Annotated in this window: 21 protein-coding genes and 1 pseudogene; 15 read left to right on the forward strand and 7 right to left on the reverse strand. The window is 67.2% G+C overall.

All coding sequences use genetic code 11. The features are described 5' to 3' along the window. Positions 1-39: 39 nt before the first annotated feature. From QZL87_RS04245 to QZL87_RS04270, 6 genes are all read right to left on the reverse strand, one after another. Positions 40-696 carry a Fe2+-dependent dioxygenase gene (locus tag QZL87_RS04245; RefSeq protein ID WP_295324107.1) on the reverse strand — a complete coding sequence of 219 codons (657 nt, stop codon included), beginning with the start codon at positions 694-696 and terminating at the stop codon, positions 40-42. After that, positions 684-1742, reverse strand: coding sequence for a hypothetical protein (locus tag QZL87_RS04250; RefSeq protein ID WP_295324110.1), 1059 nt, complete (start codon positions 1740-1742; stop codon positions 684-686). Before QZL87_RS04250 ends, QZL87_RS04245 begins: the two co-directional genes overlap by 13 nt. A 340-nt stretch (positions 1743-2082) precedes the next feature. Beyond that, a complete protein-coding gene (gene rplI / locus QZL87_RS04255) occupies positions 2083-2712 on the reverse strand; it encodes a 50S ribosomal protein L9 (protein WP_295324113.1) in 630 nt (209 codons plus the stop codon). Positions 2713-2725: 13 nt separating this feature from the next. Then, a complete protein-coding gene (rpsR, locus tag QZL87_RS04260) occupies positions 2726-2950 on the reverse strand; it encodes a 30S ribosomal protein S18 (protein ID WP_037554562.1) in 225 nt (74 codons plus the stop codon). Between the two features lie 11 nt (positions 2951-2961). Beyond that, a complete protein-coding gene (rpsF, locus tag QZL87_RS04265) occupies positions 2962-3327 on the reverse strand; it encodes a 30S ribosomal protein S6 (protein ID WP_294029015.1) in 366 nt (121 codons plus the stop codon). A 283-nt stretch (positions 3328-3610) separates the two neighbouring features. Further along, on the reverse strand, positions 3611-4990 hold the full coding sequence (locus tag QZL87_RS04270; protein WP_295324118.1) for a Mur ligase family protein: 1380 nt from the start codon (positions 4988-4990) through the stop codon (positions 3611-3613). Positions 4991-5146: 156 nt separating this feature from the next. Between QZL87_RS04270 and QZL87_RS04275 the strand changes: the two genes are divergently transcribed. The 4 genes from QZL87_RS04275 (at position 5147) to QZL87_RS04290 (ending at position 8378) form a co-directional block, all read left to right on the forward strand. After that, positions 5147-5974, forward strand: a complete 828-nt coding sequence (locus QZL87_RS04275) for an LD-carboxypeptidase (RefSeq protein ID WP_295324120.1) — start codon at positions 5147-5149, stop codon at positions 5972-5974. Positions 5975-6102: 128 nt separating this feature from the next. Next, entirely contained in the window at positions 6103-7041 is a 939-nt protein-coding gene (gene fabD, locus QZL87_RS04280) for an ACP S-malonyltransferase (RefSeq protein ID WP_295324123.1), read from the forward strand. 24 nt (positions 7042-7065) lie between these two features. Further along, positions 7066-7806, forward strand: a complete 741-nt coding sequence (gene fabG / locus QZL87_RS04285; RefSeq protein ID WP_295324125.1) for a 3-oxoacyl-[acyl-carrier-protein] reductase — start codon at positions 7066-7068, stop codon at positions 7804-7806. A 32-nt stretch (positions 7807-7838) separates the two neighbouring features. After that, entirely contained in the window at positions 7839-8378 is a 540-nt protein-coding gene (locus QZL87_RS04290; RefSeq protein WP_295324128.1) for a hypothetical protein, read from the forward strand. A gap of 134 nt (positions 8379-8512) precedes the next feature. Here the strand turns inward: QZL87_RS04290 and QZL87_RS04295 are convergent, their stop codons facing one another. Further along, positions 8513-10642 (reverse strand): TonB-dependent receptor, encoded by a 2130-nt coding sequence (locus QZL87_RS04295; protein WP_295324131.1) that lies wholly within the window; start codon positions 10640-10642, stop codon positions 8513-8515. A 188-nt stretch (positions 10643-10830) separates the two neighbouring features. On the opposite strand from QZL87_RS04295, the gene QZL87_RS04300 reads away from it, so the two are divergent. The 11 genes and pseudogenes from QZL87_RS04300 (at position 10831) to murD (ending at position 22724) form a co-directional block, all read left to right on the forward strand. Beyond that, positions 10831-11808, forward strand: coding sequence for a cysteine synthase A (locus QZL87_RS04300; protein WP_295324133.1), 978 nt, complete (start codon positions 10831-10833; stop codon positions 11806-11808). After that, positions 11805-12203, forward strand: a complete 399-nt coding sequence (locus tag QZL87_RS04305) for a hypothetical protein (RefSeq protein ID WP_295324135.1) — start codon at positions 11805-11807, stop codon at positions 12201-12203. Before QZL87_RS04300 ends, QZL87_RS04305 begins: the two co-directional genes overlap by 4 nt. Next, positions 12200-13363: a hypothetical protein gene (locus tag QZL87_RS04310; protein ID WP_295324138.1), complete on the forward strand. Its 1164-nt coding sequence runs from the start codon at positions 12200-12202 to the stop codon at positions 13361-13363. The genes QZL87_RS04305 and QZL87_RS04310 overlap by 4 nt, the downstream gene beginning before the upstream one ends. A 277-nt stretch (positions 13364-13640) precedes the next feature. Next, complete coding sequence (locus QZL87_RS04315) at positions 13641-14141, forward strand: division/cell wall cluster transcriptional repressor MraZ (RefSeq protein ID WP_136173804.1); 501 nt, start codon at positions 13641-13643, stop codon at positions 14139-14141. After that, a complete protein-coding gene (gene rsmH / locus QZL87_RS04320; protein WP_295324139.1) occupies positions 14138-15115 on the forward strand; it encodes a 16S rRNA (cytosine(1402)-N(4))-methyltransferase RsmH in 978 nt (325 codons plus the stop codon). The genes QZL87_RS04315 and rsmH overlap by 4 nt, the downstream gene beginning before the upstream one ends. Continuing rightward, complete coding sequence (locus QZL87_RS04325; protein ID WP_295324140.1) at positions 15109-15717, forward strand: hypothetical protein; 609 nt, start codon at positions 15109-15111, stop codon at positions 15715-15717. The genes rsmH and QZL87_RS04325 overlap by 7 nt, the downstream gene beginning before the upstream one ends. Continuing rightward, positions 15714-17402 (forward strand): penicillin-binding protein 2, encoded by a 1689-nt coding sequence (locus QZL87_RS04330; RefSeq protein ID WP_295324143.1) that lies wholly within the window; start codon positions 15714-15716, stop codon positions 17400-17402. Before QZL87_RS04325 ends, QZL87_RS04330 begins: the two co-directional genes overlap by 4 nt. Further along, a pseudogene (locus tag QZL87_RS04335) lies at positions 17402-18980 on the forward strand (UDP-N-acetylmuramoyl-L-alanyl-D-glutamate--2,6-diaminopimelate ligase). The gene QZL87_RS04330 and the pseudogene QZL87_RS04335 overlap by 1 nt, the downstream one beginning before the upstream one ends. Next, the gene (gene murF, locus QZL87_RS04340) at positions 18977-20353 is read left to right on the forward strand and encodes a UDP-N-acetylmuramoyl-tripeptide--D-alanyl-D-alanine ligase (RefSeq protein WP_295324145.1); all 1377 of its coding nucleotides are present in this window, start codon (positions 18977-18979) and stop codon (positions 20351-20353) included. The pseudogene QZL87_RS04335 and the gene murF overlap by 4 nt, the downstream one beginning before the upstream one ends. After that, positions 20353-21423 carry a phospho-N-acetylmuramoyl-pentapeptide-transferase gene (gene mraY, locus QZL87_RS04345; RefSeq protein ID WP_295324148.1) on the forward strand — a complete coding sequence of 357 codons (1071 nt, stop codon included), beginning with the start codon at positions 20353-20355 and terminating at the stop codon, positions 21421-21423. Before murF ends, mraY begins: the two co-directional genes overlap by 1 nt. Next, positions 21420-22724 carry a UDP-N-acetylmuramoyl-L-alanine--D-glutamate ligase gene (gene murD, locus QZL87_RS04350; protein WP_295324151.1) on the forward strand — a complete coding sequence of 435 codons (1305 nt, stop codon included), beginning with the start codon at positions 21420-21422 and terminating at the stop codon, positions 22722-22724. Before mraY ends, murD begins: the two co-directional genes overlap by 4 nt. Positions 22725-22785 lie beyond the last annotated feature (61 nt).

Genomic DNA, 22785 nt, shown 5'->3' on the forward strand with positions numbered 1-22785 from the left:
CTTTCCAACGGCCCCCGCCTGCGCGGGGGTGACGAACCGTTAGCGCCGCCACATCCTGAGCAGCTGATACTGAACGGCCTGAAGCCGCGTGAAATTCGCGGGTTCCATCTTGGCTCCTTCCAGCGCCGCCACCTCGTTGAGTTCGTACATCAGGCCGCGGTGCTGGACGTCGGGGATCAGGCTCTGGATGAAGGTGATCGCGACGAGGCGTTCGCCGCGCGTCACCGGCTCGACCTCGTGCAGCGTGTGCGAGGGATAGACGACCGCGATCCCCGGTGCTTCCTTGAAGCGCAGGTCGGCGCTGCCCAGCTGCACATGCAGCGCGCCGCCGTCGTAATCGGCGGGATCGTTCAGAAAGACGGTGCAACTGACGTCGGTGCGCAGCTGGCCGTCGGGCAGCGGAATATAGGCCGCGTCGGGGTGTAGGCCGTAATTCATTCCCGGCGTGTATCGCGTCAGCAGCGGCGGCGCGATGCGCGCCGGAAAGGAGAATTCCATGAAATCGGCATTCTGCACCATCGCATCGAGCAATATTTTCGACGAGCGTTCATAAGCGCCCGCGTCGTGAAGCTGCAGATTGTTCTTCACCTTCGAATGCGGGTTGCTGATCTTGCCGTCGACGAACTTTCCGCCGGCGGCGATCTCGCGCAGCACGCGGACCGCATTGTCGTCGAGCAACTGGACTAGCTTGAACATCGGACTTCCTGGTCGCCGTGGATCGGCAGGTCGCCAAGGCTTTTATAGCGCGCGGCGATCGCTTCAACCCATGCGATCGCTTCGGCGATCGCGGGCGCGTGATCGGCCGCCGCCTGCGCCTGCAATTCGCGGCGCAGATCGGGGCTATAGCCATGCTCGGGCGCCTTGGAATATTGCCGCATGATCGGCCCGGCGAGCGCGGCGTGGATGCGGGCTCCGTCGACGGGCAAGCCGAAATGCGTCGCTTGCGCCGCGAGTGCGGCGGCGGGATCTGCCAGCATCGCCTCGAAATCGACCCACAGATAGCGCGGATCGCCCGGTGGGAGCGCGCGCTGGGCGCTCGCCATTTCGCAAAGCCAGCTCATCGCGACGCGCGTGACCGGCGGCAGTTGCCACAGCGCGTGGGGGAAATCGGGAAGTAGCCTCGCGAGCCGCGCCATGCGTGCGGAGGCCTGTGTTTGCGTTTCGGCCATCGACGCCTCGCCCGCGAGGATCGTTTCGATATAGCGGGGCAGGGGGACGGTGAGGAACAGCGCGCGGCCATCCGGACCCGTCAGATCGTCGGCGATGGCGGTAATCACGCTCGACGCCTTGACCATCGCGCGCTGGCCGGGGGCGAAGCCGCGACCAAGCCAGCCGACCGCCTGCGCGAGGCGGGCGCGGTAAAGTTCGGGCGACCAGAGCGATTCCGGTCGCTCGATCCGCTCGGCGACCTGCGCGAGCGTGCGCAGCAGCATCGGTTCGCGCAGCGGCAACACGCCGGTCACCTCGGCGAGCAGGCGCGATACCAGCGTCGATCCGACATGGCCGATGTGGAAGATGAAATCGGGCCGCGGCGCCGCGGGGCCGAGGTCGGGCAGGGCGGTCCACCCCGTCCATTCGCGCCCGATCCGATTGGTGAGCAGCCGCTGATCGAGAAAGCTCGCCGCGCGATAATCGGCCTCGCCCAGCAGCGCGACCAGTATCCGGTCGTTCGCGAGGTCGGCCATATGCGGCAACAGGCTCGCATCGGCGGCAAAGCGGGACTGGAAGCGATCGTCGGCCATCGCTTGCCGCCATAGGAGGGGCGGGGCGAGTTGACCAGACAGGAAGGGCCCGTAGCGAACGTCGGTTTTGGGGTGGAGGGCGGACGTTGTGGGGTTGCACTGTTTTCCCCTCCCGCTTGCGGGAGGGGCAGCGAGACTTACGAACTTTGTTCGTTAGTCGCAGCGGGGTGGGCCATTGCACCGCCGCTGCCCACCCCCAGCCCCTCCCGCAAGCGGGAGGGGAGAAGAACGGCAGCCTCCGGCCGAAACCCAGCATCCTCCACCAAGCTTCGCACAAAAGAAAAAGGCCGCGCTTCCATCCGGAAACGCGGCCTTTTCAAAAGGCTTTCGCTGAAGAAGCTCAGGCTTCTTCGGCTTCGTCCGTAGCCGGAGCTTCCTCGGCGGCGAGTTCCGACGGCGGGGTCGCCTCTTCGAACTCGTCCTCGCTGTCGGGTTCCAGCGCGGCGGCGGCGGCTTCGGCCTGTTCTTCTTCGAACATCGCGGCGATGACGTCGATGCCCTGCTTCTGCATTTCGGCTTCGTCGGGCGAACGCGCGACGTTGACGCCGACGGTCACGACGACCTCGGGGTGCAGCTTGACCTTGACGTCGACCAGACCGAGCGACTTGATCGGGCGTTCGAGTTCGACCATCGCCTTGGTGACGCCCTGGACGCCGTCTTCGGTCAAGGCCTCGACGATGTCGCGCACCGCGACCGAGCCGTAAAGCTGGCCGGTGTTCGACGCTTGGCGGATCAGGACGATCTGCTTGCCGTCGATGTCCTTGGCGCGGCCTTCGGCGTCGGTGCGACGCTCGGCGTTGTCGGCCTCGATCTTCGAACGGTTGGCTTCGAACAGCTTCTTGTTGGCGTCGTTCGCACGGAGCGCCTTGTTGTTCGGGAGCAGATAGTTGCGGGCAAAGCCGTTCTTGACGGTGACGACGTCGCCGATACCGCCCAGTTTCTCGATACGTTCGAGCAGGATGATTTCCATCGGTCCGCCCTCCTTACTTCACGATGTAGGGGAGCAGGCCGATGTGGCGCGAACGCTTGATCGCCTTCGCCAGCTCGCGCTGCTTCTTGGTGGACACCGCGGTGATCCGCGACGGGACGATCTTGCCGCGCTCCGACAGGTAACCCTGGAGCAGGCGGACGTCCTTGTAATCGATGACGGGTGCGTCCTTCGCGCTGAAGGGGCAGGTCTTGCGGCGGCGGAAAAAGGGTCGTGCCATGGTGCTGTTCCTTATTCTTCGCCGTCGCGGTCACGGCCACGGCCGCCGCGGCGTTCCTGCTTGCGCATCATCACCGACGGACCCTTTTCGAGTTCGTCGACCTTGATGGTGAGCCAGCGGATGATGTCTTCGTTGATCGCAGCCTGACGCTCGATCTCTGCGATCGCTTCGCCGGTGACTTCGGCCGACAGCATCACATAATGACCCTTGCGGTTCTTCTGGATCTTGTAGGCGAGCTGCTTGAGGCCCCAAGTCTCGGTCTTGTGGACCGTGCCTTTGAATTCGCCGATGACGTTGGTGACGGTTTCCGCCAGCGCATCGACCTGAGCCTGGCTCAGGTCCTGACGCGCGATAAAGACATGCTCGTAAAACGGCATGGTTTGCGTCCTTCGATTTGGCCGATCGCTGATTTCGCGCCAATCGCGAAACCCCTCCGGCTGTCGTCCGGCTTTGCGTGATTGTGCAAAGCAAACGGGGCGAACGGCACAAGGCCTCGCCCCGAATGAGCGCGCCTATACAGATTCGCGGGGAGAAAGCAAGGGAAACGCCGCTTCCCCTCTCTTCGTCATTCCCGCGCAGGCGGGAATGACGAGAATGGTTTCTGATCTGAGCGAATAAATTCGCAAGTCTCGCCGCCTCTCCCGCAGGCGGGAGAGGGGATCAGCCCAGCTTTTCCAGCAGGTCGCGCCCAAACTCCGTCAGCGTATCGTCGCGCGCGCCGAGGATCAGGATGCGGTCGCCCGGCTTCGCTTCGTCGAGCATCGCCGCGCCGCAGTTCGCGCGCGTCGTCATATGGACCGCATCGCCGCCGCCTGCGACGATGTCGGCGACCAGCGCCTCGCTGCCGATGCTGCGGTCGACGGTGCCGCCGAAATAGACGGGGTCGCACACATAGAGCTTATCGCCTTCGCGCATACCCGATGCGAAGCTCGCCGCCAGCTCCTTGCCCATCTGGCGCAGCGGGCCGTAGCCGTGCGGCTGGAAGAAGAGCAGGGCGCGGCCCGGCAGTTCCGCCACGGCCGCCAGCGTCGCGGCGACCTTGTCGGGATTATGCGCGAAATCGTCGATCACCGTCACGCCATTCGCTTGCCCGAGCACCTCATAGCGGCGCGCGAGGCCCGCGAAATCCGCCAGCGCCTCGACCGCCTGCGCGACGGTCGCACCCGCAGCATGCGCCGCCGCGATCGCTGCGAGCGCATTGGCGGCATTGTGGCGGCCGGGCATGCGGAGCTTCACCTGATAGGTCGTGCCGCCCGCATGGACGCCGAAGCGGCAACCATCGGGCAGCGCCTCGAAATCGCTGCCGCGCACCGTCGCCGCATCGTCGAAACCGAAGGTGACGACATTGTCGGCCGACAGCAGCGGTGCCGATTCCGGATCGTCGGCATTCACGACCGCGACCCGCGCTCGGCCCGCGAAGTCGCCGAACAGGCCGTGCAATTCGGCGAGGCTCTTATGATCGAGGCTGATGTTGGTCACGACCGCGACGTGGGGCCGGTAAAGCGCGATTGACCCGTCGCTCTCATCGACCTCGCTGATATAGATGGCCGCGTCGCCGACCAGCGCGCTCGCGAACGGCATGTCGGCGCTCGCGAAATTGCGCATCACCGCGCCGTTCATCACGGTCGGTTCCCGCCCCGCGCTTTCGAGAATCCAGCCGATCATCCCGGTGACGGTCGACTTGCCGCTCGTGCCGCCGACGCCGACCGCCTTGTCCGCCGCGTTGAACAGCGCCGCGTTGAGCTCGGCGCGCGTCATCCGCGCGAGACCGAGCGCGTTCGCCGCGGCGACATCGGGCACGCTGCTCTCGATCGCGGCCGAAGCGACGAGGATCTGACCGGCCTTGGGTCCGCTGCCGTCCTGCGGGAAAAAGGCGATGCCCTGTCCTTCGAGCCAGGCGAATTTTTCGGGCGTCCGGCCCTGGTCGCGGCTGCGGTCCGATCCCGAAACCGCCGCGCCGCGCGCCGCGACAATCATCGCGAGCGGCAACATGCCCGATCCGCCGATGCCGCAGAAGAAATAGGATTTGTTTTCCGACATGGCGGCGCGATATGGCTTTGGCGAAGGGTTTGCAACCAGCACCCACCGCAATTCCCGCTCGTGCCGAGCGAAGTCGAGACACCCGTCGATGCGGCGTAAGGCTGATGGGCATCTCGACTTCGCTCGATGCGAACGGATCGAGGGATCAGCCAGTTTATGCGCATCGGAATCGTCGCTCCCAGCACGCCCATATTGCCCGACGATGCCGAAGCCGTGCGTGCGGTGGTCAGCCTCGGCTACCCCGGCGTCGAGCTGGAATTCGACCCGCAATGCTTCGCCGTCGCCGGCCATTTCGCGAGCGAAGATGCGCAGCGGCTCGCCGCGCTGGTGACGATGGCGAACCGTGCCGACATCGATGCGATCTGGTTCGCGCGCGGCGGCTATGGCGCGTGCCGGATCGCGGAGGCGGCCGTCGCCGCGATGGAACCAGTGGCGCGCGGCAAGGCGTTTCTCGGCTTTTCGGATCAGGGCAATCTGCTCGGCTGCCTTTATCGCGAGGGGTTCGACCATGTCGCGCACGGGCCGATGGTCGCCGACATCCGGCGAGAGGGCGGTGAGGCGACGGTGCAGCGCGCACTCGACTGGCTCGTCGCCCGCGATCCGGGGGCGTGCGAGGCGGGGTTGCAGCATGGCGCGCGCCACGCCGCGTTCAACCTGATGACGCTGTCGATGATGCTCGGCACCCCGCTCGAACCCGACCTGTCGGGGCATGTGCTGCTCGTCGAGGAAGTCAGCGAATATCTTTACGCCTTCGATCGCGCGTTTTTCCATGTCACCAGCGTCCTTGCCGGGCGCGGGCTGGCGGGGCTCAGGCTGGGGCGCGTCAGCGACGTTCCCGAGAATGACCGGCCGTTCGGCATCGAGGCCGAAGCGATTGCGCATTACTGGTGCGAGCGCAATGGAATCGCCTGGCTGGGGCGCGCCGACATCGGGCACGATGGGGATAACAAGGTCGTGCCGTTCGGCTTGCATCGCGCGGGGTGAAGGAATAGGCGCGAAACCTTTCCGTCGCCCCCGCGCAGGCGGGGGCCGCTGTCGGCTCTGCGCCGACGGCTAGGTAATAAACTCCAGCGGCCTCCGCCTGCGCGGGGGCGACGATAAAGGGCAGGCTCATGCGCGCATTCATCTTTCCGGGTCAGGGCAGCCAGTCGGTCGGCATGGGCAAGGCACTCGCCGACGCATCGAGCCACGCGCGCGAGGTGTTTCAGGAGGTCGACGACGCGCTCGGCCAGAAGCTGTTCCAGCTGATGAGCGAAGGCCCCGAGGACCAGCTGACCCTCACCGAAAACGCCCAGCCCGCGATCATGGCGAACGCGATCGCGACGTTGCGCGTGCTCGAAAAGGAGGGCGGCGTGACGCTCGCCGCCAAGGCCGATTATGTCGCGGGCCACAGCCTCGGCGAATATAGCGCGCTTTGTGCCGCGGGCGCCTTCGATCTCGCGACCACCGCGCGGCTTTTGAAGACGCGCGGGCAGGCGATGCAGGCGGCGGTGCCCGTCGGCGTCGGCGCGATGGCGGCGCTGCTGGGCGCCGACATCGACACCGCGCAGAAACTCGCCGATGCCGCGGCCGAGGGTGAAATTTGCACCGTCGCCAACGACAACGACCCGTCGCAGGTCGTGATCTCGGGTCACAAGGGCGCGGTCGAGCGCGCGGTCGCGCTGGTCAAGGATTATGGCATCAAGCGCGGCGTGCTGCTCCCCGTCTCGGCGCCCTTCCACTGCCCGCTGATGCAGCCCGCCGCCGACGCGATGGCCGAAGCGCTCGGCGCGAACTCGCCCACCGCGCCCTTGGTGCCGGTCGTAGCGAACGTGACCGCCAGCCCGGTGAGCGACGCCGATCAGATTCGTGAGCTGCTGATCCAGCAGGTTACCGGCCGCGTCCGCTGGCGCGAAAGCGTCGCCGCGATGGAGGATATCGGCGTCGCGCAGTTCGTCGAATTCGGCGGCAAAGTCCTCGGCCCGATGGTCAAGCGCAGCGCATCGGGCGAAGTCGAAATGGCGAGCGTGATTTCGATGGACGACATCGAAGCGTTGCTCAAGACGCTCTGATCAAACAGATTTCAGGAGAATAATATGTTCGATCTCACCGGCATGACCGCCCTCGTCACCGGCGCCTCGGGCGGTATCGGTTCGGCCATTGCGCAGGCGCTCGCGGCGCAGGGGGCGCGGCTCGCGGTGTCGGGGTCCAATGCCGACAAGCTCAATGCCTTCCGCGATACGCTCGGCGGCGACCATGTCGCGCTGCCGTGCAACCTCGGCGACGCCTCTGCGGTCGACGCGCTGGTGCCCTCGGCGGTCGAGGCGCTGGGGCAACTCGACATTCTCGTCAACAATGCCGGCGTCACGCGCGATAACCTCATCCTGCGCATGAAGGACGAGGAATGGTCGGACGTCATCCGCATCAACCTCGAGGCCAATTTCCGCCTCGCGCGCGCCGCGGCCAAGCCGATGATGAAGGCGCGCTTCGGCCGCATCATCTCAATCACCAGCGTCGTCGGCGCGACGGGCAATCCGGGGCAGGCCAATTATGCCGCGTCGAAGGCGGGCGTCACCGGCATGACCAAGGCGCTCGCGCAGGAACTGGCGAGCCGCGGTGTCACGGTCAATTGCGTCGCGCCGGGCTTCATCGCGACCGCGATGACCGACGACCTGCCCGACGCGCAGAAGGAGGCGCTCAACCAGCGCATCCCCGCGGGCCGGATGGGCGAGGGCAGCGACATTGCCGCCGCCGTCGTCTATCTCGCGTCGAAGGAAGCCGCCTATGTCACCGGCCAGACATTGCATGTGAATGGCGGCATGGCGATGCTGTCCTGAGGGGCTATCCATCCGGATAGAAGGACGAGTCGATGATCAAGGCTTTGATGGCGGGCGCCGCGCTGACGCTTGCGGTATTGCCCGGCGCGGTCGCGGCGCAGGAGGGCGAGGCACTCGATTGCGTCGTCGCCTCGATTTCCGGCGACGCGAAGGATTCGATCGGCGAGGCGATGGCCGGCGGCGGCGACGAGGCAATGCGCGAGGCGTTGTTCAAGGATCTCGCGGGCATCACCGACGCCTGCGTCACGCGCCACGGCATCAGCGCGGAGCAGAAGGGATCCTATTTCGACTATAGCCTCGCGCGCATCTCGCGCGAATGGCTGGCGAACGACATCGCGAAGCTCGACCTGTCGCCGGGGGTCGTCGACAAGGCGCTCGATTTCGGACCCGCCGGCGCGAACCCCGACTTGTCGAGCGAGATGAGCGAAGAGCAGATCATGAAGATCGTCCAGGCCTATATCGAGGCCGGCGTTGACATCGAAAAGGTCGACGGCGCGACCTGGGTAAAGGTCGGCGCCTATGCCGCGGCGACCTCGATCTACTGGAACAAGCGCAAGCTGCTCGCGCCCTGATCTATGTTTGACTGAATAAGTTGTGTGCTCCCGCGAAGGCGGGAGCCCATCACCAGCCCGAGCCATGTTGCGCCGGCCGGTGATGGGTCCCCGCCTTCGCGGGGACCCACGAATTGATCAAATGCTTGCCGAAGCTAAAAGCTCGCCCGGGCCGTCAGGCGGAAGTCGCGGCCCGCGAGCGGCACATAATCCTTGGTGAAGCTCGCGTGGCGGCGCGCTTCGACGTCGAAGATATTGTTCGCCGACAGCATCAGCGTCAGATTCTTCGCATCGGGAAGCGGGCGCCAGCTCAGCGACGCGTTGACGAGCGTGAAGCCGTCGGTCGGCGTCTCGAATTGTGCGACGCGGGTCTGGTCGTCGGCCCATTCGACCTCGACGCGCGCATTGACGCGCTCGCCCTGCGCCTCGAGCCCGCCGAGCACGCGCAGCGGCGGGATGCGCGGGACATTGCGGTCGAGCCCCGCATTCTTGATCTTCGCGCGCGTCATGTCGGCGGTGACGTCGCCGACGATGTTGAAGCCGCCGATCTGCGCCAGCTGCGCGCTCGCTTCGGCCTCGAAACCATAGACGCGCGCGTCGCGCTGAAAATATTGGAAGACGGGCAGTTCATCCTCTTCAGCGCCGGTCGCGGCCGAATAGATGAAATTGTCGAACCAGTTCGAATAGCCGGTGAGGCTGAGGTTAAAGCCGTCGGACTTGAACTTGAACGACGCGTCGGCGCCCCAGTTTTTCTCGAGCCGCAGGTTCGGGTCGCCGACCTCGAAGCTCTGCGTCGCGATGTGCGGGCCGTTCGACAGCAGTTCCTCGGCCGACGGCGCCCGGACCGCGCGCGAGACCGAAACGCCGAATTTCGCGCCTTCGAAGACATCATAGGTCGCACCGAGCGCTCCCGAGAAGCTGTCGAAATTGCGCTCGAATCCCAATGTCTGCGCGCGCACATTGGTCTTTTCGTACCGCGCCGCGGCTTCGAGCCCCAACGGGCCCATCGTCAATTCCTGTAGCGTGAACAGCGCGAACTGGTCGGTCAGGTTGCGCGGGACAAAGGCCTCGGCGCCGATCGCGTTGAAATCGCGGTGGCTATACTGGACACCGCTCGCGCCGCGCCAGCCGCCGTGGTCGTTCTGCGCCAGCTCCAGCCGGCCTTCGACGCCCTGGTTGGTGAAGATGGTGCCGACCTCGTCGCCCTCGAACTCGGTGTGCTTGTAATCGGCGAAGCCCGCGCGGATGCGCAGCTTGTCGAAGAAGCCGTCGCCCAGCTCGACTTCGCCGCGCAGGTCGGCGCGCCATTGCTTCATTCCGATCGTGACCGGGCCTTCGCCGTGATCGTGGCCGCCTTCTTCTTCCTCGCCATCCTCGTGATGATGTTCGGTTCCGGCGCGCGCGGGGACGCCATAGCGGGTGTCGAAATAGCCGACCGAAATGCCGAGCTGGCCGCCGTCGTTGATCAGCGAGATGCCGCCGCCCGTGGTCCAGGTCTCGCTCTGGGTGTTGTCGATCTTGCCGCGCTTGCCCGCCTGTTCGGTCAGTTCGGCGGCTTCGTCCAGATGCCCCTCTTCGGCTTCATGCTCGGCGAGGTGGAGCAGGTCGCCGCGAATATCGGGGGCATAGACGAAGCCGCCCGAGCGCGTGTCGCCGGTCTTGCGCCAGCTGCCGTCGAGGTGCGCGACGATCTGCGGGCTCAGCGCGACGTCGATCGAGCTGCCGATATTGCGGTCGTTCGCCGCGGTCGCATAGCCGCCGATCGCGTCGATATGGACATGGTCGGCTGGGACTTTCCTCGGAATCCGGCGGTCGAACAGGTTGACCGCGCCGCCGATCGCCTGGCTGCCGAACAGCAGCACCGCGGGGCCGCGTAGGATTTCGACGCGTTCGACGGTCAGCGGGTCGATCGTCACCGCATGGTCGGCCGATGTGTTCGAAGCGTCGATCGATCCGATGCCGTCGGTCAGAACCTTGACGCGTTCGCCCGAAAAGCCGCGGAGGACGGGGCGCGACGCGCCCGGCGAAAAGCTCGTCGCCGACACGCCCGGCTGCCGGGTGAGCGTATCGCCGATCTGGCCGCGAATGTCGCGCGCCAGCTCGTCGCCTTCGAGCACCGATACATTGCCGAGGATGTCGAGGCTGCGGACATAGGGCGCGGTGACGACGATCGGCCCGCCGGAATGCACATCGTCGTCGCTGCTTGCCGCCGCACTGTCCTGCGCAAAGGCGGGCGCGGCGAGGAAGAGGGCAAAGGTAAAACCGGCGGAGCAAAGCAAACGCATGGGGAGAGTCCTGTATATGGCGACCAGATGGCGCGGCAGTAATGATATACTGTCACAGTAACAACCCCCGATGCGCTCCCGACCTGTCGTTCGTCGGACCTCGGAGCCCGTTGGTCGACAAGGCCGATCATCGGCGCGGCAAGCGAAGCTGTCTTGCGGGGCCGCGGGCGCCGCCCTAGATCATGGGCATGACTATTGCTGCAAACAGCCTCGACCTCATCGGCAACACGCCGCTGGTGCTGCTCAAGGGGCCGAGCGAAGCCACTGGCTGCGAAATCTGGGGCAAGTGCGAATATGCCAACCCCGGTGGGTCGGTGAAAGACCGCGCCGCGCTCTATATCGTCCGCGATGCCGAAGCGAACGGCAGCTTGCGGCCCGGCGGCACGATCGTCGAGGGGACGGCGGGCAACACGGGTATCGGGCTTGCGCTCGTCGGCAACGCACTCGGCTACAAGACGATCATCGTCATGCCCGACAATCAGAGCGCCGAGAAGATGGCGACGATCCGCGCGCTCGGCGCCGAACTGGTGCTCGTCCCGCCCGCGCCCTTCGCCAACCCCGGGCATTTCGTCCACACCTCGCGCCGCATCGCCGAGGAAACCGACAATGCGATCTGGGCGAACCAGTTCGACAATATCGCCAACCGCAAGGCGCATATCTTCGGCACGGCGGAGGAAATCTGGGAGCAGATGGAGGGCCGCATCGACGGCTTCACCTGCGCTGCGGGGACCGGCGGCACGATCGCGGGGACCGGGCTCGGGCTGAAGGCGAAAAATGCCGACATCACCATCGCTCTCACCGATCCGCACGGCGCGGGACTCTATAATTATTATCAGTGCGGCGAACTGAAGCCCGAGGGGTCGAGTGTCGCCGAAGGCATCGGTCAGAACCGCATCACCGGCAATCTCGACGGCGCGCCGATCGACACGCAGTTCCGCATCTCCGACGCCGAGGGACTTGCCGTCGTCCGCCGCCTGCTGGGCGAAGAGGGGCTGTGCCTCGGCCTCTCGTCGGGGATCAACGTCGCCGGCGCGATGGCGCTGGCGCGGCGATTGGGTCCCGGCAAACGCATCGCAACCATCCTTTGCGACAGCGGGTTTCGCTATCTCTCGACGCTTTACAACCCCGAATGGCTGGCGAGCAAGGGACTGGAGGCAGCAGCATGAGCGTTCGGATCGACGCCCCCTCGGCGCCCAAGCCGCAAGCGTCGCCGCCGCCTGCGGCGATACCCGTCCACGACACGATGCGGCGGCTGCAGATCGGCATCGCCGGGGTGCTCACCGTGCTGCTGCTCGTCGGCATGGCAGGGCTGATCGGCGAGCGCGCGCGCGAGCGGGCCGAAGCAGAGGCTCCGGCAACGGCCGAGGTCAAGATGCCTGGCGAACAACCCGCCATCGGCGCCCCGCTCGAGGAGCTGGGCGTCCAGCCGGTGTCGCCGTCGTCGAAGGATGAAAATGCGGCGACTTCGGTCAAGATCCCGCAGGCGGTGGCGCCGGCGGCGACCGTTCCCGATCTCGAACCCGACCCCGAACTCCAGCGCGCGCGCCAGTCGAAGCAGTGATCGCGGCATCGCGCGGGTCGGTGCTGCGCGCTTTCGTCATCTCCATTGCAACTGTCGCCCTTGCATGGGGCGCGGGCGGGCAGGCGCTGCTCGGGCGCATCGATCCCGCGCTCGCCGTCCCCTTGCTCGCGCCTTCGATGCTGCTTCTCGCCTGGTGGCAGCGCCGCGAGCCCGCCGAGGTCCGGCGGCGCACTTCGTTTCTGGCGCTGGCGTTTCTGGTCGCGGCGCAGGCGCTGCTAGGGCTTGTGCTCGCCGGATCGGCCGCCTTGCCGCAACTGTTGCTGGTCGTCGTCGCGGCGGGCGTCGCCGCGTCGCTCGCCGATCTTGTCGTCCAGTGGCGTCCGCGCCTGACGCCGCTGCCGTGGCTCGCCGCGCTCGCGCTCGCCGTCGGCTGGTTCGCGGCGGGGCACGCGCTGCTCGCCGTCCTCTATCGCCCCGCCGCCGTGCAGGCGGACGCACCCGCCGTCACGATGCTCACCGGCCTGCCGCTCCGCTGGTCGGGCGGCGGCGACATCGCGGCGCTGATTGCCGAGGGAGCCAATGACGACCCGGCACTCACGCGGCTGACCGCCGCCGGTCCGGTGTCGCTTGTCGACAGTCTCGCCGATCATGTCCCGCCCCCTGGCGGGACGCTGCTGCTCGCGCATCCGCGCGCGCTCGCGCCGCAGGAACTGGTCGCGATCGACGCCTTCGTGCGCGGCGGCGGCCGGGCGGTCATCCTCGCCGATGCGCTGTCGGGCTGGCCGGTACGCCACCCGCTCGGCGATCCCCGCAATCCGCCCGTGACGAGCCTGCTGACCCCGCTGCTCGATCATTGGGGTGTCACGCTTGCCGCGGCGCCCGCCGCCGAGGGCGCGGCGCCTCCCGCCGACGTCGATGGCGCGCGCCTCCGGCTCTTCAGGGCCGGCCGCTTCGACCGCCTTCCGCCGCAATGTGATTCCTTCGCCGGGCGCCGCGTCGCCCGCTGTTCGATAGGCGAGGGCGAGGCCTGGCTCGTCGGTGACGCCGACCTTCTCTTCGCCCCGCTCTGGCGGCCGCTCGTGCCCGGCGCCGAGCATTTGCGGCGGGCCGACACGATGGAATGGCTCTCCGCGCGCCTCTGGCCCGGCGCCGGCGGCGGCCTGCTCCGTCCGCTCTGGATTCGCGCCCGCGCCGACTGAGTCGGCGTTTTTGCCCCAATTCACCCCGATCGAAGCTCCTCGACGGCGCCATCGCCGCGTCGCACGACCGCGATTCCTCTGTTTTCGAAGTCGTTTTGCGGCAAATTGGGGCTAGATTCCCTATTTCACCCTAAAATACCCCTTTTCACCCCGATCCATAGTTGATACCAAAGCAATCGGAGAGGGGCATTCTCCACCCGAGCCTTACCAGCTGGAATCCCGCGATTCCGGGGCCGGGGAAGTTATGTCCGGTGGCGCGGATACAGGGGGCAGAGCGATGGCGATTGTGACGCCCGGCCAGTATGCCGGCACCAATTTCGCCGCGATCGATGGCAAGGGGCGCATCGCCGTCCCCTCTCAGTTCCGCAACAATGTGCCCCTCAATGCGGACGGCCAGCGCGTGCTCTGGGTCGGTTTCCACGAAAAGCTGCCCTGCCTCGTCGCCTATGGTCAGGATCAATATGACCGGCTGAACGGCGAGATCGAACGCGACCGCGAAACCGCGCGGCTGCGCAATCTCGACTTCGACGAGGATAGCGAATTCAAGAAGCGTTTCAGCTACACCGAGCCTTACACGCTCGACGATAGCGGCCGCTTCCTTCCCAGCTTCATCCACCGCGACCGCGTCGGCGATGCCGGCGCGACGGCTTTTGTGGGGTCGGGGCGCCGCCTCGAAATCTGGTGGCTGCCGACCTTGGCCGAATGCGCCGACGCCGACCCGGTTCTCCAACGGCTCGCGGCGTCGTGGGACGCGACGAAAGGGAAGGGGCGCAAGTGACCGAACTCCCTCGCGATCCCCGCCACGATCCGGTCCTCCGCGAAGAAGTCATCGCCGCGCTCGCCATCGCCCCGGGTGAGCGCCACGTCGATGCGACCTTCGGCGCGGGCGGCTACACCCGCGCGATGCTCGCCGCGGGCGCCGAGGTCGTCGCGTGCGACCGCGATCCCGACGCGATCGCCGAAGGGCAGGCGCTCGTCGCCGAGGCTGGCGGCAAGCTGACGCTGGTCCACGGCCGCTTCGGCGAGATCGACCGACTGCTCGCCGAGCGCGGCATCGATGTCGTCGACGGCATCACCTTCGACATCGGCGTCTCGTCGATGCAGCTCGACCGCGACGAACGCGGCTTTTCCTTCCAGAAGGACGGCCCGCTCGACATGCGCATGGCGCAGGAGGGCGAAAGCGCCGCCGACTGGCTCAACCGTGCCGACGAGGCCGAGATCGCCGACGTGCTCTTCCACTATGGCGACGAGCGCCAGTCGCGCCGCGTCGCGCGCGCGATCGTCGCAGCGCGCCCGCTGACGCGCACCGCCGAACTCGCGAGCGTGATCCGCAAGGCGCTGCGTCATCCGCCCGGCGCGCCCAAGGATCCTTCGACCAAGAGCTTTCAGGCGATCCGCATCCACATCAACAGCGAACTCGACGAACTGGTCGCCGGCCTTTCCGCCGCCGAGCGGCTGCTGCGCCCCGGCGGCCGGCTCGCGGTCGTCAGCTTCCACAGCACCGAGGACCGGATCGTGAAGAATTTCCTGCGCGAACGCAGCGGTGGCGATGCCGCGGGTTCGCGCCACCGGCCCGCGCCGATCCCTCTGGCGCGGGCCGCAACGTTCGAGACGCCGGCGCGGAAGGTGCGTCCGGGCAAGGCGGAGGAAGCGCGCAATCCGCGCGCCCGTTCGGCGACGCTGCGCAGCGCGGTTCGCACCGCGGCCCCCGCCTGGCCCGATAGTTCGATGAAGGAGGCGATGTCATGCTGATGGCGGCCCGCAAGCTCCAGGGGATCGGCCTGGTCCTGCTCGTGCTCATCTTTGCGATGATGCTCTATCCCGTGTCATTGAAGGTGGCGGCGACGCGCAGCGAACTGACGCGCATCGAGCGCGACATCGTCCGGACGCGCGACAATATCCGCTATCTCGAATCCGAACTCGCGGTGCGCGCGTCGATGCGCCAGCTCGAGCAGTGGAATGCCGACACCTTCGGCTATTCGGCGCCCGACGCGGCGCAATATCTGGAAAGCGAGCGCCAGCTCGCCTCGCTCGACCGGCTGCCGCGCGCGCGCGGCGCGAACGAGGTCGCGCCGGTGCTGATGGCGATGGTCTCGCCGGTCGCCGTGCCCGAAGCGCCGAAAGCAAGCCCGGCCGAAAGCAAGCCCGCGGCGGTGAAGCCCGCCGCGCCCAAGCCGGTCCAACTCGCGCAGGCCGATACCGGCGTGCGCAGCGACGTGACCCCGCGCATGGCGCCGACGCGCCGCCGCGAGCAATTGAAGATGATCGAGGATCAGCTGCTCGCCGAATCGACGCTCGCCGACCTGAAGCGGGCGGCGGCCATCGAAGCGGCAGGAGGAAGCGCCGGCCGATGAACACGCTCGTCGTCCGTCCGACGCGGGTTCGAACCGCTGGCGTGCGGCAGCAGATACTGCTGACCGCACAGCAGCGTTTGATGATCCTGATGCTGCTGTTCATGGCGGCATTTTTCGTCGTGTCGGTGCGTCTCCTCTATTTCGCGCTGTTCGATACCTCGTCGGGCCATTCGTCGGCGGCGGCCTTCGTTCCCGCGCGCGCCGACATCACCGACCGCAACGGCGTGCCGCTCGCGCGCACGATCGACGGCTATTCGATCCGCGTCGTGCCGTCGAAGCTGCTCAACGACCGGCGGTATCTCGCGGCCGAACTCAACAAGATATTCCCCGACATGACGCGCGAGGAGCTGCTGGCGAAACTGACCGGCCCGCGCCCGACCTATATCCGCCGCCGCGCGCTGCCCGATCAGGTCGCGGCGGTGAATGCGATCGGCGACGTCGGCTTCGATTTTCCGCGCGAAAAGGAGCGCCTCTATCCGCAGCTGACGCTCGCGGCGCACGTGCTCGGCTTCATCAATGCGGACGGCCATGGCGTGACGGGGGTCGAGGGCGCGTTCGACCAGCGGCTGACCGACAAGGCGACGCGCGGCCAGCCGCTCGTGCTGTCGATCGACGCGCGCGTGCAGGGCGTGCTCGAAAGCGAGCTGAGCTCGGCGGTCGCCAATCTCGAGGCGATCGGCGGCGCCGGAATCATCCTCGACGTCCACACCGGCGAAGTCGCCGCGATGACGTCGCTGCCGACCTATAATCCGAATAAGCTGACGGGCAGCAACCCCGCGACGCGCCGCAACGCCGTCACCTATAATCTTTATGAACTGGGCTCGACCTTCAAGCCGCTGTCGATCGGCGCCGCCATCGACGATGGCACGGTGACGAGCATGGCGCGCCGCTATGACGCGACGGCGCCGCTCCCGATCGCGGGGTTCCGCATCCGCGACAGCCATCCCGGCCGCTGGTACAATGTCCCCGAAACGCTGATCGAAAGTTCGAACATCGCGACCGCGCGCATCGCCGACGAGCTGGGGCGCGAGAATCTGGAGCGCTTGTTCCGCAATCTCGATTTCGACAAGCGGCCCGAAATCGAGCTCAAGGAACGCGCCTTCCCGCTCTGGCCCAAAAACTGGGGCCGGGTGACGACGATGACGACCAGCTATGGTCATGGTATCGCGGTGACGCCGCTGCATCTCGCGAGCGCCTATGCCGCGCTCGTCAACGGCGGCATCTATCGCCCCGCGACCATGCTGAAGCTTGGCGACAAGCCGCCGCCGCAGGGGCGCCGCGTATTCAAGGCGTCGACCAGCGCGCGGATGCGTCAGTTGCTCCGCCTGATCGTTTCCGACGGCACCGGCAGGAAGGCCGACGCGCCGGGCTTCCGCGTCGGCGGCAAGACCGGATCGGCCGAAAAGCCGGGCGCGGGTGGTTATCGCCGTCATTCGCTCGTCTCGACCTTCGCCGCGGCTTTCCCGATGGACAATCCGCGCTATGTCGTGCTCGTGATGATCGACGAGCCCAAGGGCAACGCCTATAGTTCGGGCCAGCGCACCGCGGGCTGGACCGCGGCGCCGGTGGTGAGCAAGGTCGTAACGCGCGCGGGACCGATGCTCGGCGTCTTCCCCGACGAAAGCCGCGACGTCGACGTCTCCGAACTCCTCCCGCTGCTGCGCCGAGGCGAGGAAACGCACTGATGCGCCTCGCCGCGCTGCTCGACGATCAGGCGCTGGAGGGGGGCGGTCCCGTGGTGACGGGGCTCGCGATCGATCATCGCAAGGTCGCGCCGGGTACGATCTTCGGCGCCTTCGCCGGCGAAAACTTCAACGGCGAGGACTTCATTCCGGCAGCGGTCGAAGCGGGCGCGGTCGCCATCGTCGCGCGGCCCGAAGCCAGGGTCGAGGGGGCGGTGCATGTCGCCGACACCAATCCGCGCCGTGCCTTCGCGCATATCGCCGCGCGCTTCTTTCACCGCTTCCCCGCGACCTGCGTTGCTGTCACCGGCACCAACGGCAAGACCACGGTCACCGCCTTGACCCGCCAACTGGTCGAGGCCGCATCTGCTGGCCGTGACCGGCACCAACGGCAAGACCTCGACCGTCGAAATGACGCGTCAGCTGTGGCGGATGGCGGGGTTCAACGCCGCATCGATCGGCACGCTCGGCATCACGACCTCGCTGGAAAGCGCCTCGACCGGGCTCACGACGCCCGACATCGTCACTTTCCTTTCGAACATGTCGGGCCTCGCCGCCGAGGGCGTCACCCACGCGGCGTTCGAGGCGTCGAGCCACGGCCTCGACCAGTATCGCACCGAGGGTCTGCCAGTGAAGGCGGCCGCCTTCACCAACCTCAGCCACGATCATCTCGACTATCATGGCACAATGGAGGCCTATCTCGCGGCCAAGCTGCGGCTCTTCGCCGAAGTCGTCGAGCCGGGCGGCGCGGCGGTGGTATGGGCCGACGATGAATATTCGCCGGCTGTCATCGAAGCAGTCAGGGCGCGCGGCATCGGTCTGCTCACCGTCGGCACGAAGGGCGAAACGCTCCGTCTCGTCTCGCGCGAACCGACGCAGCTTGGACAATCGCTCGTCATTGCCGCGGGCGACCTTGCGCAGAAGGTCGATCTGCCGCTGATCGGCGCCTATCAGGCCGCGAACGCGCTCGTATCCGCCGCGCTGGTCATCGCGACCGGCGGGGATGCGGCGCAGACGCTCGCCAACCTCGCGCGGCTCCAGCCGGTACGCGGGCGACTCGAACGCGCCGCCATCACCCGCGCGGGCGCGCCGGTCTATGTCGATTATGCGCACACCCCCGATGCGATAGAGGCCGCGCTCGACGCGCTGCGCGCCGGGCAGCCCGGCGCGCAGCGCGTCGAGCGCGGGCGACAGTCGCCCGCGCTCGACGCGCTGCGCCCGCACGCCAGCGGCCGCCTGATCCTCGTCTTTGGCGCCGGCGGCGACCGCGATCAGGCGAAGCGGCCCGAAATGGGCAAGGTCGCCGTTGCCGGAGCCGATGTGCTGATCATCACCGACGACAATCCGCGCGGCGAGGATCCCGCCGTCATACGCGATGCGATCGCCGCCGCGGCGCCCGGTGCGCAAGTGATCGGCGACCGCCGCGCCGCGATCGCCGCCGCGATTGCCGAGGCGCGTGCCGACGACATTATCTGCATCGCGGGCAAGGGGCACGAGCAGGGGCAGATCGTCGGGCGCGGCGACGCGGTGCGCGTCATCCCCTTCGACGACGTCACCGTTGCGCGCGAGGAGGCGGCATGAGCCCGCTCTGGACCGCGCGCGCCATCGCGGCCGCCACAGGCGGAGCGGCCAGCGCCGACTTCACCGTGCAGGGCGTCGCCTTCGACTCGCGCGAGGTGACGAAGGGCGACCTCTTCGTCGCGATGAAGGGCGAGGCGACCGATGGGCACAAGTTCATCGACAAGGCGATTGCGGCGGGCGCCGCGGGCATAATGTGCGAAACTGCGATCGACCATCCGCATGTCCGCGTCGCCGACAGCGCGGCCGCGCTGAATGCGCTCGGCATCGCATCGCGCGCGCGCAGCCACGGCCGGATCATCGGCGTCACCGGATCGGCGGGCAAGACGGGGACGAAGGAGGCGCTGTTCGCCGCGCTCGACCGCTTCCGTCCCGGCAAGGCGCATCGCTCGGTCAAGAGCTACAACAATCATGTCGGCGTGCCGCTGAGCCTCGCGCGCATGCCCTCGACCGCCGACTATGGCATCTTCGAAATGGGTATGAACCATGCGGGCGAACTCGCCGCGCTGACGCGCATGGTGCGCCCGCACGTCGCCATCGTTACCACCATCGCCCCCGCGCATATGGAATATTTCGGCAGCGAGGAGGCGATCGCCGACGCGAAGGGCGAGATTTTCGAAGGGCTTGAGCCCGGCGGCACCGCGATCATCCCCTTCGACAGCCCGCACCATGCGCGGCTGCGCGCCAAGGCCGAGCAGCATGCCGCGCATATCGTCAGCTTCGGGCTGAACGAGGGCGCCGACGTCCGCGCGGTCGACTGGCTGCCCGGCGGGCAGGGCGGTTCGCTCGTCACCGCCGAGGTGCAGGATTCGCTCCTCTGCTTCACGATCGCGCAGGCCGGCGCGCATTGGGTCGCCAATTCGCTCGCGGTGCTCGCCGCGGTGAAGGCGGTCGGCGGCGACCTGCCCGCCGCGGGCCTCGCCTTCGCCGAAATGGGCGGGCTCGCGGGACGCGGGGCGCGCCACCGCATCGACGTGCCCGGCGGCGACATCCTCGTCATCGACGAAAGCTACAACGCCAATCCTGCCTCGATGGCGGCGACGATCGGCCAGCTCGGCACCGAATCCGCTGGCCGCAAGGTCGCGATTCTCGGCGCGATGAAGGAACTCGGACCGGACGGCGAGGCCTATCACGCGGCGCTTGCCGCTCCGCTCGTCGCGGCCGGAGTGCAATTCGCCCTGCTTGTCGGCGAAGAGATGGCGCCGCTCGCCAAAGCCCTTGAGGGCCGCATCGATTTCGAGCATGTGCCCGCCCACTCGGCCGCGGTAGGGCGGCTGAGGGACCTGATCCGCCCCGGCGATGCCGTGCTGGTCAAGGGATCGAACAGCGTCGGCCTGTCGCATGTTGTGACGGTGCTGACCAGTGGGGATTATTGATGTTATATTGGCTGGCGGAATGGCTTGGCTTTCCGGGGGCGCTCAACCTCATCCGCTACCTGAGCTTCCGCTCGGGCGCGGCGGTGGCGACCGCGATGATTCTCGGCCTCTGGATCGGGCCGCGCTTCATCCTGATGCTGCGGATGCGGCAGGGGAAGGGACAGCCGATCCGCGACGACGGCCCGCAAAGCCATCTCGCCAAAAAGGGCACGCCGACGATGGGCGGGCTGATGATCCTCATTTCGCTGATGATCTCCGCCCTCTTGTGGATGGACCTCTCCAACCGCTTTGTCTGGGCGTGCATCTTCGTCACCGGCGGCTTCGCGGCGGTCGGCTTCCTCGACGATTTCGACAAGGTGACCAAGGCCAGCCACCGCGGGATTCCGGGACGCGTGCGCCTGCTCATCGAATTCCTGATCGCGGGGGTCGCGGTGCTGCTGATCGTCTCGCGCACCGGCACCGACCTCTATCTGCCCTTTTTCAACGACGTCTATATCCCGCTCGGGCCGCTCTATTATGTCTTCGCGATGGTGCTGATCGTCGGTTTCGGCAATGCGGTGAACCTCACCGACGGGCTCGACGGGCTCGCGACCTTTCCGGTGATCATCGCCAGCCTGACCTTCCTCGTCATCGTCTATCTTTCGGGTAACGTGAAGTTCGCCGAATATCTCGGCATCCCGCACGTCCCCGGCGCGGGCGAGCTCGCGGTGTTCGCCGCCGCGATTATCGGCGCCTGCCTCGCTTTCCTGTGGTTCAACGCGCCACCCGCCGCGGTCTTCATGGGCGATACCGGCAGCCTCGCGCTCGGCGGCGCGCTCGCGACGATCGCGGTGACCGCGCAGCATGAACTCGTCCTCGTGCTCGTCGGCGGACTGTTCGTGGTCGAGGCCTTGTCGGTGATCATCCAGGTCTTCTGGTACAAGCGCACCGGCAGGCGCGTCTTCCGCATGGCGCCGATCCACCATCATTTCGAGCAGCTCGGCTGGCCCGAATCGACCGTCGTCATCCGCTTCTGGATCGTCTCGATCGTCCTCGCGCTGGCAGGGCTCGCGACCTTGAAGCTCCGGTGATCGTCTCGCGCGCCTTTGCCGGTCGCCGCTACGCGGTGCTGGGACTGGCGCGCTCGGGGCTCGCGACCGTCGAGGCGCTCGTCGCCAGCGGCGCCGGCGTCACCGCATGGGACGAGCGCGAGGAAGCGCGCGACGAAGCGATGGCGCTCGGCGCCGACATCGGCAACCCGCTCGACATCGACCTCGTCGGTTTCGCGGGCGTCGTCGTCTCGCCCGGCGTGCCGCTCAACCGCCACCCGATCGCCGCGCACGCGCGCGAGGCGCACGTTCCCGTCATCGGCGACATCGAGCTTTTCGCCGAAGCCGAGGGCGACCTGCCGCCGCACCGGGTCGTCGGCATCACCGGCACCAACGGCAAGTCGACCGTCACCGCGCTCATTACCCACATGCTCGAAAGCGCGGGCGTGCCGGCGCTGATGGGCGGCAATATCGGCCTGCCGATCCTCAGCCGCGAGCCGCTTGCGGAAGGCGGGGTCTACGTCCTCGAACTGTCGAGCTACCAGATCGACCTCGCGCACAGCCTCGCGTGCGACGTCGCGGTGCTCACCAATCTCAGCCCCGATCACCTCGACCGCTACGACGGCTTCGCGGGCTATGCGGCATCGAAGGCCCGCCTTTTCAGCCTTCAGCATCGCGATCAGGTCGCGATCGTCGCGGTCGACGACGATCCGTCGAAGATGATCGCGGGGCGTATCAACCATCGGCTCCACCGCGTTTCGGCAAAGGACATCGATCCCGCCGATCAGGCGCGCTGGCCCGCGCTGCAGGGTCCGCACAACGCCCAGAACGCCGTCTGCGCGATCGCCGCGTGCCGCGTGCTGGGGCTGAATGACGAACAGATCGAGCGCGGTCTCGCGACCTACACGTCGCTGCCGCATCGCATGGAATTGGTCGGCGAAGCCGATGGTGTCCGCTGGTTCAACGACAGCAAGGCCACCAACGCGGCTTCCGCTGCACCGGCGCTGGCGGCATTCCCGCCGGCGCCGGACCAGCGTTTGCACTGGATCGCCGGCGGACAGGCGAAAGGCGACGGGCTCGGTGCCTGCCGCCCGTGGTTCGGCCACGTCAAGCGCGCTTATCTGATCGGCGAGGCGATGGAGCCGTTCGCGGTCGAGATCGGCGACGCGGTCCCGGTCGAGCGGTCGGGCGATCTGGCGACGGCGGTGAAGCAGGCGGCAGCGGCGGCGCAGCCCGGCGACATCGTACTGCTGTCGCCCGCCTGCGCCTCCTTCGACCAGTTCAAGGATTATGAACAGCGCGGCGATGCGTTCCGCGCCGCCGTACAGGCGCTTGGCATATGATGGCCCCTAATCTCCGTTCGAGTCGAGCGAAGTCGAGACGCCCATCGGTCGCACATGCCTT

Origin of the sequence: uncultured Sphingopyxis sp. (assembly GCF_900078365.1) — a bacterium.
Classification (GTDB): Bacteria; Pseudomonadota; Alphaproteobacteria; order Sphingomonadales; family Sphingomonadaceae; genus Sphingopyxis.